Below are 16027 nucleotides of genomic sequence, written 5' to 3' on the forward strand. Positions count from 1 at the left end.
CCGGCACGACTTGTTAGTCGAGGGATTTTAAATCCCTTGTGTCTACCAATTCCACCACTCGGGCATCGAGTTTGCTATTAAAAGCAAGTGGATAAAACTAATATGGAGCGGTACACGAGGCTCGAACTCGTGACCTCGACCTTGGCAAGGTCGCGCTCTACCAACTGAGCTAGTACCGCATCATATTAATTCTAAATTAATCATTTTATAAATTACACTTGGTAATGTAATTAAACCACATAGTGGTGCCCGAGGCCGGACTTGAACCGGCACGACTTGTTAGTCGAGGGATTTTAAATCCCTTGTGTCTACCAATTCCACCACTCGGGCATCGAGTTTGCTAATTAAAGCGTGTGGAGTAAATTATATGGAGGCGGAACCCGGAGTCGAACCGAGGTAAACGGATTTGCAATCCGGTGCATGGCCACTCTGCCATTCCGCCCCAATGCATCCAGATAACTTGGAGCGGTACACGAGGCTCGAACTCGTGACCTCGACCTTGGCAAGGTCGCGCTCTACCAACTGAGCTAGTACCGCATTTTATTTATCAGCTATTTGAATTAACACATGATGATTTATGTGAACATTCAGGTAACTGATTAATTACCGTTTTGTTTATCTCGGGGGCTATGCCCTCTCAACACGGACGCATTCTACAGAGATTATTAAACGCGTCAATACAAAAAATGCTAGTTTTGAACTGTTTGCTTGTTTTTTATCTAAAACGGTTCGTTATTATACATTTAGAGTTAATTTTTAGTCAATTCACCCCATGCTGCACGTAAATATTGCATCATAGAACTCAAGGTTAAAAAGGTCGCAATGTACAGTAATCCAAAACTTAAATAGTTCATCCACGTATCATATTGCCAAATCAAACCGATAATGGCTAACATTTGTGCAGCCGTCTTTATTTTACCCATGTTTGAAACAGCCACGTTACCGCGCTTGCCCTGCTCTGCCATCCATTCGCGAAGTGCAGATATAATAATTTCACGGCTTATAATAATAAGAGCTGGTATTGTCATATACATAGTTTGATACTGATCGGCTAATGCAACAAGAGCAGCACATACCATTACTTTATCAGCAACAGGATCTAGAAAAGCACCAAAAGGAGTTGATTGCTCAAGCTTTCTTGCTAAATAACCGTCTAGTATATCGGTAATCGATGCAAGCCAAAAAATAAAGGCGGCAGCAAAAAATGCCCAGCTATAAGGCAAATAAAATATCACCAAAAAAACGGGGATAAGAAAAAGTCTAAATGTTGTAAGTGTGTTTGGAATATTCCACATAACTACTTGGATATGTCTTTTTGGCTATATTCGCATGAAGGGCTAGCCCTTGTCATGCAAATGGTTAAATATCTTCTCAGCCATGTCAGGGCTGATCCCAGGAACTTTCTTTAACTGTTCTATATTAGCAGCTTTTACACCTTGCATGCCCCCTAAATATTTTAATAATGTTTGGCGACGCTTAGAACCTACTCCATTTATTTCTTCTAATAGTGATTGTGTTCGTTGTTTTTGTCGTTTATTACGATGCCCAGCAATTGCAAAACGGTGAGACTCATCACGTATATGCTGAATCAAATGAAGCGCAGGTGCATCTGAATCCATCGGAATAGTTTTGCGTCCACCGTCAATCAATAATGTTTCAAGACCGGGTTTGCGACTCGTTCCTTTTGCAACACCTACTAATAAAGGCATTTTTGTGTGCGGCCAATTAGAAAAATACTGCTCAGCGCGCCCTAACTGCCCCTTACCACCATCAATAAAGATAACGTCTGGAATTTTGTCTTCGTCTACTAACTTGTTATAGCGTTTGTTAAGTGCAAATTCCATTGCAGCATAATCATCGCCACCAGTTATACCTGTTACGTTGTAGCGCCTATACTCTTTTGTATTTGGGCCTTGTGAGTCAAATACAACACAACTTGCAACGGTGTTCTCCCCCATGGTGTGGCTTATATCAAAACACTCCATTCGGGTAATATCGTCAAGTCGCAGTGTTGCTTTTAATTGTGCATAACGTTTATTAATAGAGTCTTGGGTACTTTGTTTAACCGCAATACTGTTTAATGCATTTTTATTTGCGAGTTGTAGGTATTGCGCACGCTCACCCCGAGTGACAACTTTAAGAGTTACTTTACGTTCACTTATTTGTGAGAGTGCTTCGCCGAGCGCCGCGCTTTCTTCTATTTCAAACGGTAATATGATTTCTTTTGCAATGCGCCCAGTTGCTCCTGGCGCTAAATAGTACTGTCCTAAAAATGAGGTCAATATTTCTTGTTCACTCGAATCTTTAGGTACTTTTGGAAAATAGGTTTTACTACCCAGCACTTTATGATCGCGGATCATTAATAAATGAATACCGTTTAACCCGTTTAAATGCGCAAAACCGACAACATCCATTTCTGCAAAGTTACCAGAAATAGACTGTTGCTCCTGCATTTTACGAAGTAGCATTATTTGGTCGCGAACTTTTGCCGCTAATTCAAAGTTTAGCTGCAGGCTGGCTGCTTCCATTTTTTTTATTAAATCAGCAATAACTTCGTGAGATTTACCTGTTAAAAATTTACGAACATAATCAACCTGCTCGCTGTAATCATCATCCGTTACTTTATTTACACAGGGAGCTGAGCAACGTTTAAGTTGATATTGCAGACACGGGCGACTTCTTGCGCGGTAATAAGCATCTTCACATTGACGAACAGGAAATATTTTTTGCATTAAGCGCAAGCTTTCAGATACCGCTCCTGCGCTTGGGAAAGGCCCAAAGTACTCGCCTTTAATTTTACGACTGCCACGATGAAACGCTAAACGTGGGTGTTTATGGCTAGTTAGTAAAATATAGGGGTACGACTTATCGTCGCGCAATAATATGTTGTAGCGAGGCTGATATTTTTTTATTAGGTTATTTTCAAGCAGCAGCGCTTCGGTTTCAGTATTGGTGAGAGTGACTTCAATGTCACTAATATTACTCACTAAAACGCGTGTTTTGCTATCGGTAATATTACCTCTAAAGTAACTGCTAACACGCTTTTTTAGATGCTTAGCTTTACCAACATAAATAACTTGGCTGTCACTATCAAGCATTCGGTATACACCCGGCTCGCTTGATAGCGTTTTGAGAAAATGTACGTGATCAAATTCAGACATAAATTATATTTAGTACGAAACGTCTATATCAATCATTTTATGACGAATAGCTAAATGGGTAAGCTCAACATCGCCACCTACATTTAACTTTTCAAACATACGGTAGCGATAGCTATTTACTGTTTTAGAGCTTAGATTTAAACGCTCTGCTATATCTTGTGCTTTTTCACCTTTGGTGATCATAAGCATAATTTGCAGCTCTCGCTCAGATAAACTCTGAAAAGGGTTTTCATCTGTGCGCCCTGTTACTTGTGCAAGCGCTATCTGCTGTGCAATTTCAGGGGCAATATAACGCTGACCAGCATGAACGCAACGAATAGCACGAACCATTTCGTCAGAGCCTGCACCTTTAGTTAAAAAGCCATGCGCGCCAATTTGCATTACCTTGCTCGGAAACGGATCCTCACAATTAACAGTAAGCACAATAATTTTTACATCTGGGCAGTAACGACAAATCTTTTTAGTCGCTTCTAATCCGCCCATGCCTGGCATATTCATATCCATTAATACTATGTTTGGCGCATGCTGACGACAAAACTGTACAGCCTCTTCGCCAGTTTTAGCTTCGCCAATTACTTTAAACCCTCGTACGTCATCAAGAATACGCTTGATTCCTGTTCGTACAAGTTCATGGTCATCAACTAAAAGTACATTAATCAATGGAACATCCTCACTTACCTAACAACATGCAATTTAATTAAATTAATTTGCCACAGTAACATACATAAAGCGAAACAATAATTAATATTATTGCCTCACCCTAATAGTTTAAGCTGACGATTTTTCGCTAAATCTGTCAACCCATAACGCAATGATACCATCACCCGTTACATTACACGCAGTACCAAAGCTATCTTGTGCTAAATAAAGTGCAATCATTAATGCTACAGCACCTTCATTAAACCCAAGCATGCTTGTTAATAAACCAAGCGCCGACATGACTGCACCACCTGGAGCACCTGGAGCTGCAATCATTACTAAACCTAACATCATAATAAATGGCAGCATACCCATTAATGAAGGAACTTCCATGCTTGGCGATAAAAACATAACAGCCATTGCACAGGTTACTATTGTTATAGTTGAGCCAGATAAGTGAATAGTCGCGCAAAGCGGCACAGTAAAATTAGCTACATCTTCTTTAACATTATTTGCCTTACTTGATTGTAGCGATACTGGAATCGTTGCTGCACTCGACATAGTACCTAACGCAGTAAAGTAAGCTGGGAGCATATTTTTAACTAATTCGATTGGATTACGTTTTAACAATATACCTGTCGCTATATATAAAACGCTTAACCATAACCAATGCATAACAAGCGCAGCAACTAGTACTACACCAAATGTTTGCAATGTATCAACCACAGTGCCCGCTACCGTCATTTCGGCAAATACGCCAGCAATGTAAAATGGTAAAGCAGGTATAATTACTTTTGATAATAACCCGTCAATTACATCTCGCCCCTGATCAGACACCTTTTTAAGTGTATCAAGTTCTAATTGGCTCATGCCTATACCAAATACAAAAGCAGTCACTAATGCGGTCATTACACCCATCAGAGGTGGAATTTCTAAATCAATAAAACTGCCAATTTCAGTTGCAACTTCAGCTTCAAAAGTAATGCCACCACTTAAAAAAGGTATAACAGCACTTACTAATAGAAATGCAAGCGTACCTGCAATAATGGTAGAGCTGTAAGCAAACCCGACTGTTTTACCAAGTAAGTGACCAGACCCTTTTGGTAGGCCAGCAATACCCGATGCAATAAAAAACAAAATGATAAGAGGGATGGTAAAGGAGATAATTTGACCAATCAGCTCTTTTACTGTAAATAAAAGTTCAACACCAGTTATAGGTACATATAGTCCGACTAAGATACCGGCCACAATACCGGCAATTAATTTTAAGATTAACTTCATTGTGATTGCTTAATTGAATTTAGATACGTGTTTTTATCATGTTTTAGACGCATTGTGTGATAAAACTATTCAAGTTACATTTATATGCACAAATAACGAACAAATGCAGCTTGATCTAGAGCTCTTTTGAACATTTTTTGACTAAACGAGTTTTTACTCTTTAAATCTCAAATTAAGCCCGCACCTACAATAACTAAAGCACCGTTAATAATTGATTTTTATTTCGACTGGTTATAAGCCCAATAAATATATGTTATAGCCAAACTTTACTTTAGTTTTTTTAAACTCACAGTAAAGTGTGTATGTATAGTTAGTAGCAAAGGCTATTAGCACGTTGATCAGATTGTATCCAAAGGAACATTATGTCTACTATTTTTGAAGATAACTCACTAACTATTGGTAATACGCCGCTAGTAAAACTTAATCGTGTTACGGGTGGGAATGTATACGCTAAAGTTGAATCTCGTAATCCAAGCTTTAGTATCAAATGCCGTATTGGTGCATCAATGATTTGGGAAGCTGAAAAGTCAGGTCAGCTTGTTGAAGGTAAAGAACTTATTGAGCCAACATCAGGTAACACTGGTATTGCACTTGCATTTGTTGCAGCTGCTCGTGGTTACAAGTTAACACTTACTATGCCAAACACTATGAGCCTAGAACGTCGCAAGCTATTAAAAGCACTAGGTGCAAACCTAGTACTTACCGACGGTGCTAAAGGTATGAATGGCGCAATTGAAAAAGCAAAAGAAATTCAAGCAACCGCACCTGATAAATATATTTTATTACAACAATTCGAAAACCCTGCAAATCCTAAAATTCACTTTGAAACAACAGGCCCAGAAATTTACGATGCACTTGACGGCAAAGTAGACTTTTTTGTAGCCGGTGTAGGTACAGGTGGTACTATTACAGGTGTTAGCCGTTACCTTAAAACAGAAAAAGGTCTAAACGTTAAATCTATTGCTGTTGAACCAACTAACTCTCCAGTCATTAGCCAAACGCTTGCCGGTGAAGAAATTAAACCAGGCCCTCATAAAATCCAAGGCATTGGTGCAGGCTTTATCCCTGGTAACTTAGATATGGACTTAATTGATGCAGCTGAGCTTGTATCTAACGAAGATGCAATTGCAATGGCGCATCAGTTAATGAAAAAAGAAGGTATTTTAGTCGGTATTTCGTCAGGTGCAGCGGTTGTTGCAGCTAAGCGAATTGCTGAAAAACCTGAAAACGCAGATAAAAATATTGTTGTCATCCTACCTAGTGCAACTGAGCGTTACTTATCAAGCCCAATGTTTGATGAAGAGTTTAGTGAGCAAGAGCTAGTGCAATAAGCAATTCTAAAATTTTAAAAGGATGCTTTAGGCATCCTTTTTTATTATTTATTATCCAATTTTCTATTTATTGCCCGCCATACCTTTACATCTTCATAGATAAACCACACACTTTAAAAAAACTAATTAATAATAATTAATATGAAAAAAATCACGAGTTTATTAAGTTTGGTTCTCTGTTTATTTTTATCAGCCTGCGGTGACGATACCAAAACACTTGGCGACACTCCTGGCGATACAGCAACAGCTTATTTTGATGCGCTTTATAACCAGCAAGACCTTCAAAAAGCCAGCACCATGGCAACACCCAACCTTACACGCATAATGAAATCCTACGGTACTGCTAAACAGTTTTCCCGTAACTTAGTAAATATGCAATACGATGAAGTAACCATTGAAGTTGATATGACCAATATGAGCGTCCGTGAGCAGTACGGTGATAATGCCAAAATAAACCTTATTTTTACCGGCTATTTAAATGGTGATAAAATTGACGAAATGCGCAGCGTAAAAATGCTTCGTAAAAAGGGGAAATGGTACATAGATAAAATTGTTGCCGACCCTTACGCTCGTTAAAAGAAATGAATTACACATAAAAAGGCCTTACATTTGTAAGGCCTTTTTGATCATGCTTGAGTTAGTATTTAAAGTAGTGCGCTACAGCTCACCTGGTTGAAAGTTATCAACTGCAATGGCTTTCTTTCGTAACTTATTAGCGTGATGCATTGCATCTGCGTCTGCTTGCTCAAGTAACTTATTTTCAAGTGCATAGTTAATAGCGCCTTCAATATCAAGCGTTGTTGGCACACTGCCCTTGCGCTGCCATTGTTTTAAATCTTTAAACTGCGCTTGCATGTCGTGCATTGCTAAAAATGCATTTTCCATTACGCCTGTGCCTGCATTTTCATCTACATAACATAAGTGTGTTAAGCGGTTTCTAAATACACCCGGTTGAGTCATACGCTCACAAATACTTTGTGCTATTTCATCACTTGGTCTGTGGTAATGATTTCCAAGCGGGAACACGATACGTTTAAGGATAAAATTAACAACCGGATTTGAAAAGTTTTTAAAGAAGCCATTAAACGCTTGGCCAATTTCAAATAATGAGTTCTCAATTGCATATTTTACAAATGGTAAATCAGCTTGTTGGCGCCCTTCGTCTTCATAACGTTTTAAAACAGTTGATGCTAAGTACAAATGACTTAATACATCACCCAAACGTGCCGATATCATTTCTTTACGTTTAAGTTCACCGCCAAGCATTAACATAGCCACGTCTGTGCAAATAGCTAAGCCTCGGCTCATTCTACTCAATTGTTTATAATAAACAGCCGTTTCACCACCTACAGGGGCTTTAGCAAAGCAACTACGTGTCAAGCCATGCACAAATGCCATGCCTGCATTACTTGCTGCAAATATTATATGGTTCATTAATAAACCATCAAATTGTTCAAGTGCTGCGTCGTCATCTTCCATTGCAGCGGCTTCCATTTCTTTTAAAACAAATGGATGACAGCGTGTTGCACCTTGGCCAAATATCATTAAGTTACGCGTTAAAATATTTGCGCCTTCAACCGTAATTGATACTGGAATACCCATATAGCCATGCGCCAAATAGTTATTAGGCCCTACTTGAATTCCTTTACCTGAATGAATATCCATTGCATCGTTCATTACCGTACGACCCATTTCAGTCATATGGTATTTAGCAATCGCTGTTACAACCGACGGGCTTAATTTTAAATCAATCGCACCTGCGGTCATTAATCGGCACGACTCAAGTGTGTAAGTTAAACCACCAATACGTGCAAGTGCCTCTTGCACACCTTCAAACTGCCCTATAGATACACCAAACTGCTGGCGTACCATGGCGTATGCCGATGTCATTTTTGAAGCTAAATGTCCAGTTGCTGCACTCAATGCTGGTAGTGATATACCACGCCCTGCACTTAAACACTCAACAAGCATTCTCCAGCCACGCCCTGCACACTCTTGTCCACCAATGATCCAATCCAGTGGTATAAATACATCTTTACCGTAAGTGGTACCATTCATGAAGGCCATATTAAGTGGATAATGACGCTCACCCGTTTCGACACCCGGATGATCGGTTGCTATAAGCGCACACGTTATGCCTAGCTCTTTTTTATCACCTAATAAAGCGTCTGGATCATACATTTTAAATGCTAAGCCGAGTACAGTAGCAACGGGTGCAAGCGTAATGTAACGCTTTGACCAATTTAAACGCAGGCCCATTACTTGCTCGCCATTGTGCTCACCCATACACACCACACCGGAATCAGGAATGCTGCCAGCATCAGAGCCCGCCTCTGGTCCCGTTAATGCAAAACAAGGAACATCTGTACCATTTGCTAAACTTGGCAGCCAACGATCTTGCTGCTCTTTAGTACCATAGTGAAGAAGTAACTCACCTGGACCTAAGCTATTAGGCACCATAACAGTGACTGCGGCTGTTAAGCTTTTAGTCGAAATTTTTGACACTATCGTTGAATTAGCAATTGCCGAGAACTCACGACCGCCAAATTTTTCAGGAATGATCAGCGCAAAAAAACCTTCTGTTTTTAGGTAATCCCACACTTCTTTTGGTAAGTCTTTGTCTTTTTGTACAATTTGATAATCATCAAGCATCGCCAATAAGGTTTCTACTTGGTTAGCCATAAATGCGTTTTCTTTATCGCTAAGCTCTGGTTTAGGAAAGCGGTGCAGTTTTTGCCAATCTGGGTTACCACTAAATAACTCACCATCCCACCAAACATCACCTGCTTCCATCGCCTCTCGCTCTGTTTGCGATAATGGCGGAAGCACCTTTTTGAACATTTTAAACGTAGGACGACTAATCAAATTTAGGCGAATATCTTTAACCGCAAAAATAACCACCACCACGACCAGCAATATTATAAATATTAACATGCGCACATTCCTTACACATTGAATGAAAATAGTAACTTAATTATGACCCATCTTAATTTAAATACAATCATTGCACGACGAGTCGTGAGCCTTAACGCATCCATTTTATTGTTTTAAACATCACTGCTATTATCAACGTTTTAATAACAATAAATTAAAGGAATAGCATGACCCCCTTTCGATTTAAACTAAGTATGCGCGCCTTAATGGTAGCAAGTACTCTCGCTTTAACGGCCTGCGATGCAGAAGTAACGATAGACACTACCGATTCAGCACACACTAAAAAAGCTGTAACAGCTAAAGGTGCAAAAACATTTATAACAAACACAGAAAAAGAACTAAATGCACTTTATTTAGAATCGAGCCGTGCAGAATGGATTTACGCAAACTTTATTACTCATGATACGTCGGCTCTATCGGCTGAAGTTAACCGTAAAATGACCGAAACAGTCGTGCGTTTAGCCAATGAAGCTGCAAAATACGACGAACTAGAGCTTGATTACGATGCTCGCCGTAAACTTGATAAACTAAAACTAGCACTTACACTTCCTGCCCCACAAGACGCTGATAAAACAGCGAAACTTTCACAAATTGTCGCAGAGCTTGGCGGGCTATACGGTAAGGGTAAATACTGTAAAGAAGACGGCAGCTGTTTAAGCCTTGGCGACATGACTTCAAAAATGGCCACCAGCCGAGATTACAACGAACTACTTGATTTATGGCAAGGCTGGCGTCAAATATCAAAACCAATGCGCTCACTTTACGAGCAACAAGTAGTACTGACCAACGAAGGTGCAAAGGAGCTTGGTTATGCCGATACGGGCGCTATGTGGCGCAGTAAATACGATATGCCTGCTGATGACTTCACCACCGAGCTTGACCGTATTTGGGGCCAAGTTAAACCGCTGTATAACTCGCTACACTGCCATGTTCGCGCAAAGTTAGGTGAAAAGTACGGCACCGACAAAGTACCGCAAGACCAACCTATTCCAGCGCACTTACTTGGTAATATGTGGGCGCAAGCATGGGGTAATATTTACGATGTAGTTGCACCAGAAAACGCCGATCCGGGTTACGACGTAACCGAGTTATTAGCTCAAAATAATTACGACGAACTTAAAATGGTAAAAGGGGCTGAAAACTTTTTTACCTCAATGGGTTTTGACGCACTACCAGAGACATTTTACGAGCGTTCACTGTTTGTAAAACCAAAAGACAGAGATGTGCAGTGTCATGCATCAGCATGGAATATCGATAGCAAAGACGATTTACGCATTAAAATGTGTATTCAGCGCACAGGCGAAGAGTTTTCAGTTATTCACCATGAATTAGGTCATAACTTTTATCAACGCGCATACAACAAGCAGCCTTTATTTTATCAAGAAAGTGCAAACGATGGTTTTCATGAAGCCATTGGTGACACCATTGCCTTATCGGTTACACCGGGTTACTTAAAAGAAATCGGCTTACTTGAACAAGTTCCTGATGAATCTAAAGATATTGGTTTATTAATGAAAATGGCACTTGATAAAGTCGCCTTTGTGCCGTTTAGCTTAATGGTTGATCAGTGGCGCTGGCAGGTATTTTCAGGGGAAGTAGCACCAGAAAATTACAATAAAGCATGGTGGGAACTACGTGAAAAATACCAAGGAGTGCAAGCTCCTATCGCACGTAGCGAAAATGATTTTGATCCGGGTGCTAAGTACCACGTTCCGGGTAACACGCCTTATACACGTTACTTTTTAGCGCATATTTTACAATTTGAGTTTCATCGCAGCTTATGTGAAATTGCCGGTAACGATAAAGCCATTCATCGCTGCTCTATTTATAACTCAAAAGAAGCAGGGGATAAGCTAAACGCTATGCTTGAAATGGGTTCGTCTCGCCCTTGGCAAGAGGCGCTTGAAACTGTAACAGGTAAGCCGCAAATGGATGCAACAGCAATGCTCGATTACTTTGCACCATTACAAACTTATTTAGATAAACAAAACGAAGGCCGCAACTGCGGCTGGTAAATAGCGCTGAACAAAAAGCCCGCTCAAATGAGCGGGCTTTTTGTTCATGTTCTAATTTTCTGTAAAATTAGAACTGTAAGCTTACATTTGCAAAGTAGGCATCATAATCAGAATCATCCCAGTTATTGCCGTAACCTGCTTCTAAACCAACATTGTTGTTGAAAAAGTGTTGAGCACCAAGAGTGTAATCATCATTTTTATTAACTGTAACAAAAACCGATGTTGCTTTGCTGAAATAGTAGTTAGATGCTAATTCCCAGTTACTTGAACCGCCATCAACATCTTCAAATTTACCTTCAACAGTCAAGTAGTTACCTTGCTGTAAATCAACAAAGTACTTAGCTGCTACTGCACGGTAATCAAACTCATCATCTGCTGTTACTGTAAAGCCGATATAATCAGTGCTGTTTAACTGGTGGTTATACGCTAAGTCAAACACAAATTGATTGTCAGCATCTTCTACATCAACAAACGTTGCTTTTAATACAAGGTTTGGATTAAAGAAGTAACCCGCTGAAAGTTCAATTACATCCGTGCTTGAGCCAAAATCACTATCGAAATTATTGTACTGTGCACCTAATACAAAATCTTCTACAAAATACTCACCGCCAACGCTAGTAACATCTACAAAATCATTATCACTGTATGCACCATAAACATTTGTTTGCTTATTGATGTATTCAAATTGATCGTAAGGACCTAAAGTCGCTTTTGGAGAAAAATAATACGTTGAGTCAACACTTAATGTGTCATCACCATCTACGTCCACATATCCTACATGGCTAATTGATTGGTAAGTATCTGCGGCGATTGCAGTGGTTGCAGCGCTTGATAATAAAATGCTCGAAATGATAACGGCTAATTTTTTCATTTTAAATTCCCTATAAATATTACTTTTATGCTTCAGCTGTCTAGCCAAAGTCGGGGCGCATCCTAACGCCAAAAAAATGAACAAAAACTGAATAAAAGGTCAAATTAAAACCAATGGAGTTGTAATAATTTACATGCAAATGTAAATATAAAGTATCAACCAAACCTACAAGACAATATCATGTCATCATTTAAATTCAAAAAGTAACAAATACGGTACAAACTGTCGCTAAATTGAACACAACTGAATTATTCGATAAACCTCATCAATATAATTTCCTCTCACTAATTTTTTTTAATTTCTCAAAAAAATTACTCTGTTTAATTCATTTTTTCTGTATTTATAATGAAAAATAGGTTTGTATCAGTGCATATTTTTATCTGTTTTTTCCAATAACTATTGTTTACTAGCAAAAACAACTCCAATTCTTACTATTTTATAGCTATTATCATCGACTGCACTTAATGGCTTTAATAACAATTTAGCCATTCATGGCGACTCTATTTATAACCTAAAGGAGTTATTTAGATGAGCATGATAAGGGCCGTAATTATGGCTGGTAAAAGTTTATAGTTGAAAGCTCAAACGTTTAAAAACGACAAAGCCCGCTAAATTTAGCGGGCTTTTTAATATTACTTTTGTATTAACTAAGTACGGGACTTAATTAAAACTGAAAACGCATGTTAGCAAAGTACGCATCGTTGTCAGAATCATCAGCGTTGTTTTCGTAACCCACCTTTACACCAATATTTTTATTGATGAAGTGTTGAGCACCAAAGCTATAAGTATCTTGCTTATTGTAGTTAGCAAATACAGATGTTGCTTTTGAGAAGTAGTAGTTAGTTTCTGCTACCCATTGGTTTTCTGCATCATCAATGCTTTCGTATTTACCTTCAAAAGTAAGGTAGTTACCTTGCTGTAAATCAATAAAGTATTTAGCAGCTACTGCACGGTAATCAAAATCGTCGTCTGATGTAAGTGTAACACCTACGTAATCTGTGCTGTTTAGCATGTAATTGTAAGCTAAATCAAATAATGCGTAATCATCGCCGTCTTTGTTTTCAACTAGTGTTACTTTTGCAAGTAAATCAGGGTTGAAAAAGTAACCACCCGTCAGTTTATAAAGCTCACTGTTAGAACCTGAATCTAGGTCTGTATTCTCGTAAGATGCGCCAACAACAAATTCATTAATGAAGTATTCACCACCAACTGATGTTAAATCGCCAAAATCGTCATCTGCGTAGCCACCATATACGTTAGTTTGTTTATTGATGTATTCAAACTGATCGTACGGACCTAAAGTTTTTTTAGGAGATAAGTAGTAAATAGAATCTACAGCAACAGTATCGTTGTTATCGCTATTTTTGTAGCTTAGGTTACTAATTGAATTATAGCTGTCTGCAGCAGCCGCAGTGCTAGATAATAAAATGCTCGAAATAATAACTGCTAATTTTTTCATTGTAAGACTTCCCTATGTACATTGCTTTTTATGCTCTAGCTGTATTGCTAAAGTCGAGGCACATGCTAACGTTAGGAAACTGAATGAAAACTTAACTAACCAGTTGTATTTATTAAGTTAATTGTAAGGAAGTGTTGTAAACTGTAAAATTAAAGTAGTTGCAACATCTAGTCAACAACTACTTAAAACATGTACCGTATTAAAGCGCGTGTTGGCTAATAATACGGTAAACATCGTTAATATTATCGCCAGACTTAAACTCTTTACTAATTGGTGTTGGATCTGAGCCAACCCATATTTTTAGCTCGGCATCTAAGTCAAAATGGCCTGCGCTCTCTTTACTAAACTTGGTTATTTTAGAGTAAGCAACACTCACCATTTCCATTTTAGAACCGGTCATACCTTGCTTATCAATTAAGATTAAACGCTTATTAGTAAAAATAAACATATCACGTACTACTTTATATGCCTTTTCTACTTGTTCACCGTCAATTAATGTATTGGCGAGGATTTTCTCTAAATCAGAATCGTCAACTTCGCTTGCATTACCCATAAGTCCGCTAAGTAAACCCATTATACTTTCTCCTGTTTAAATATTTGATTCTCTAATGTGTGACCATTAACTAACTGCCTGTACTTCCAATTGTGCTGATGACAAAAACTCAGCAGTGCAATATCAAGCGGCTCACCTGTTGGCTGATACTCAACTACATATTCTTTATGTTGGCTCATATACACCCGGCTCACCCCTGCAATTGCTTGAAGCTGTTGCTCAACATTTTGATAAGCCTCGCTTAGCATTAATGTATAAAAGTGTTTATCGGTATTATTAGTTTTTGTTTGGTGCTCGCTTAGTACGCCTTTATCTAAATGAAGTACCTGTGAGCATAGTCGCTCAAGCTCAGTTAAATCGTGAGAGCTTAAAATAAATGTAGCCTGCTCACTTAATTCAGATACTAGCTCACGTACTTCTCTGGCATGAATCGGATCAAGCCCTGCGGTTGCTTCATCAAGCATTACAATTTGTGGTGAACCAATAAGTGCTTGCGCTATCGTAACGCGCTTGCGCATACCGTGCGATAAGTCACCTGCACGCTGCTTTGCAATTTCTTTTAAGCCAACTAAATCAAGTACACGTAGCGCCTCAGTTTGGCTTTGCTTTGCCCCCATACCTTGTAGTTTTGCATAAAAGGCGAGTTGCTTGTCTATATTAAAACGAGGGTCAAGTTGTGCATCTTGCGGTAATGCACTTACTTTATTAAATAAAGCTGCACTACCAGGTTTATGCCCTAATATTTCAAGGCTGCCTTTACTTGGCGCTATATAGCCGCACAACAAACTAAATAAGGTAGTTTTACCCGCACCATTTGGCCCGACAAGCGCCACTGGCGCGCCTTTGTTAATTTCAAAGTCCACATTATTAAGCGCAAGTTTTGCACCATACGATTTACTCAAACCGCTAGCTGTAATTAATGGTCTCATAGTGAGCTCCTTGCAAAAATACGTTGAGCAACGCTTAGTAGCACCGCTGTTTGTACAAGGGGAATAGCAACAGCGCTTAATAATGGTAAATTTTGCCCCGCTAATAACTCTATTTGCACACCCGGAAATAAATAATCAAGCAAGCCTAATGCGGGTATTTGCCATTGCAATATACCAACTACAATACCGCCTGCTGCAAAATATAAAATAGCCAATACAATAGATAAGCGCGATGAGCGAGCAAAAGTATTTATTAACGTCATAAGTGCTACAAATGGGCACAGAGTAATCACTAATATTAAAAATATAGAAAGTGCACGGGCAAAACCACCAGCCAGTAAACTTGGATCTCTAAACCCTAGTACAGCGAGCGTAGCCACAAGAGTAATGCCCACTAAGCAGGCTAATACCGCTAGCTGCCCTAAAAAACGGCCAAACAGTATTTCAAAGCGAGTGGAGCGCAGTGATAAAAACCTCAGTGTGCCACGCTCTCTGTCGCCTACTGTTTGATCGCTACAAATAAATAAACCAAAAACGGGAAAGCTATACAGGGCTATTAACCAGTACATAGCAAATTCGGCCTCAGGCCAATCTAATAACTTACTTAAACCAATAGATCCTGATATATCACGGGCTATTTGCTCAAAATCGGGCGCACTTACAATGCCTACTGCTTGTCCTATTGGGTAGCGCAGTATGATTAGCCAAACCAATGCAAAGGCAGCTAATGCAATAAGTCCACGTTTAGTTAAAAACATACGTACAAGCTCAAATCCCGCTATTTGCGTTAATCGCCCTACGTTTATCGGTAATGGTGTTGCCATTGACTATCCTTAATGACTTTTTATTTTCTG

General features: G+C 39.2%; 13 protein-coding genes and 4 tRNA genes. 3 read left to right on the top strand and 14 right to left on the bottom strand.

Going from position 1 to position 16027, the window contains the following annotated elements; all coding sequences use genetic code 11:
• Nucleotides 1-103: 103 nt before the first annotated feature.
• From I6E80_RS11665 to I6E80_RS11700, 8 genes are all read right to left on the bottom strand, one after another.
• Nucleotides 104-179, bottom strand: a tRNA-Gly gene (locus I6E80_RS11665).
• Nucleotides 180-243: 64 nt separating this feature from the next.
• Nucleotides 244-330: transfer RNA gene (locus I6E80_RS11670), tRNA-Leu, on the bottom strand.
• A gap of 38 nt (nt 331-368) precedes the next feature.
• Nucleotides 369-442: transfer RNA gene (locus tag I6E80_RS11675), tRNA-Cys, on the bottom strand.
• A gap of 19 nt (nt 443-461) precedes the next feature.
• Nucleotides 462-537, bottom strand: a tRNA-Gly gene (locus I6E80_RS11680).
• Between the two features lie 212 nt (nt 538-749).
• The gene (gene pgsA / locus I6E80_RS11685; RefSeq protein WP_033036948.1) at nt 750-1295 is read right to left on the bottom strand and encodes a CDP-diacylglycerol--glycerol-3-phosphate 3-phosphatidyltransferase; all 546 of its coding nucleotides are present in this window, start codon (nt 1293-1295) and stop codon (nt 750-752) included.
• Nucleotides 1296-1337: 42 nt separating this feature from the next.
• Nucleotides 1338-3161 (bottom strand): excinuclease ABC subunit UvrC, encoded by a 1824-nt coding sequence (uvrC, locus tag I6E80_RS11690; RefSeq protein WP_197185604.1) that lies wholly within the window; start codon nt 3159-3161, stop codon nt 1338-1340.
• 9 nt (nt 3162-3170) lie between these two features.
• On the bottom strand, nt 3171-3821 hold the full coding sequence (gene uvrY / locus I6E80_RS11695) for a UvrY/SirA/GacA family response regulator transcription factor (RefSeq protein WP_007377972.1): 651 nt from the start codon (nt 3819-3821) through the stop codon (nt 3171-3173).
• A 108-nt stretch (nt 3822-3929) separates the two neighbouring features.
• Nucleotides 3930-5081, bottom strand: a complete 1152-nt coding sequence (locus tag I6E80_RS11700; protein ID WP_076924381.1) for a dicarboxylate/amino acid:cation symporter — start codon at nt 5079-5081, stop codon at nt 3930-3932.
• 362 nt (nt 5082-5443) lie between these two features.
• Here I6E80_RS11700 and cysK point away from each other — a divergent pair, with 362 nt between their 5' ends.
• Nucleotides 5444-6412, top strand: coding sequence for a cysteine synthase A (cysK, locus tag I6E80_RS11705; protein ID WP_024599813.1), 969 nt, complete (start codon nt 5444-5446; stop codon nt 6410-6412).
• A 141-nt stretch (nt 6413-6553) separates the two neighbouring features.
• Entirely contained in the window at nt 6554-6988 is a 435-nt protein-coding gene (locus I6E80_RS11710) for a hypothetical protein (protein WP_024599814.1), read from the top strand.
• A gap of 81 nt (nt 6989-7069) precedes the next feature.
• Here the strand turns inward: I6E80_RS11710 and I6E80_RS11715 are convergent, their stop codons facing one another.
• Entirely contained in the window at nt 7070-9346 is a 2277-nt protein-coding gene (locus I6E80_RS11715) for an acyl-CoA dehydrogenase (RefSeq protein ID WP_197185605.1), read from the bottom strand.
• A gap of 167 nt (nt 9347-9513) precedes the next feature.
• Between I6E80_RS11715 and I6E80_RS11720 the strand changes: the two genes are divergently transcribed.
• Complete coding sequence (locus tag I6E80_RS11720; protein ID WP_197185606.1) at nt 9514-11361, top strand: M2 family metallopeptidase; 1848 nt, start codon at nt 9514-9516, stop codon at nt 11359-11361.
• Nucleotides 11362-11428: 67 nt separating this feature from the next.
• Here the strand turns inward: I6E80_RS11720 and I6E80_RS11725 are convergent, their stop codons facing one another.
• The 5 genes from I6E80_RS11725 to I6E80_RS11745 form a co-directional block, all read right to left on the bottom strand.
• Complete coding sequence (locus I6E80_RS11725; protein ID WP_024599817.1) at nt 11429-12232, bottom strand: putative porin; 804 nt, start codon at nt 12230-12232, stop codon at nt 11429-11431.
• Nucleotides 12233-12896: 664 nt separating this feature from the next.
• On the bottom strand, nt 12897-13691 hold the full coding sequence (locus I6E80_RS11730; protein ID WP_101217164.1) for a putative porin: 795 nt from the start codon (nt 13689-13691) through the stop codon (nt 12897-12899).
• 199 nt (nt 13692-13890) lie between these two features.
• Nucleotides 13891-14265 (bottom strand): PH domain-containing protein, encoded by a 375-nt coding sequence (locus I6E80_RS11735; protein ID WP_024599818.1) that lies wholly within the window; start codon nt 14263-14265, stop codon nt 13891-13893.
• The gene (locus tag I6E80_RS11740) at nt 14265-15173 is read right to left on the bottom strand and encodes an ABC transporter ATP-binding protein (protein WP_170072922.1); all 909 of its coding nucleotides are present in this window, start codon (nt 15171-15173) and stop codon (nt 14265-14267) included. The genes I6E80_RS11735 and I6E80_RS11740 overlap by 1 nt, the downstream gene beginning before the upstream one ends.
• Nucleotides 15170-15997 carry an ABC transporter permease gene (locus tag I6E80_RS11745; protein ID WP_024599820.1) on the bottom strand — a complete coding sequence of 276 codons (828 nt, stop codon included), beginning with the start codon at nt 15995-15997 and terminating at the stop codon, nt 15170-15172. The genes I6E80_RS11740 and I6E80_RS11745 overlap by 4 nt, the downstream gene beginning before the upstream one ends.
• Nucleotides 15998-16027: the final 30 nt, after the last annotated feature.

Source organism: Pseudoalteromonas sp. NSLLW218, from assembly GCF_015864775.1.
Taxonomy (GTDB): domain Bacteria; phylum Pseudomonadota; class Gammaproteobacteria; order Enterobacterales; family Alteromonadaceae; genus Pseudoalteromonas.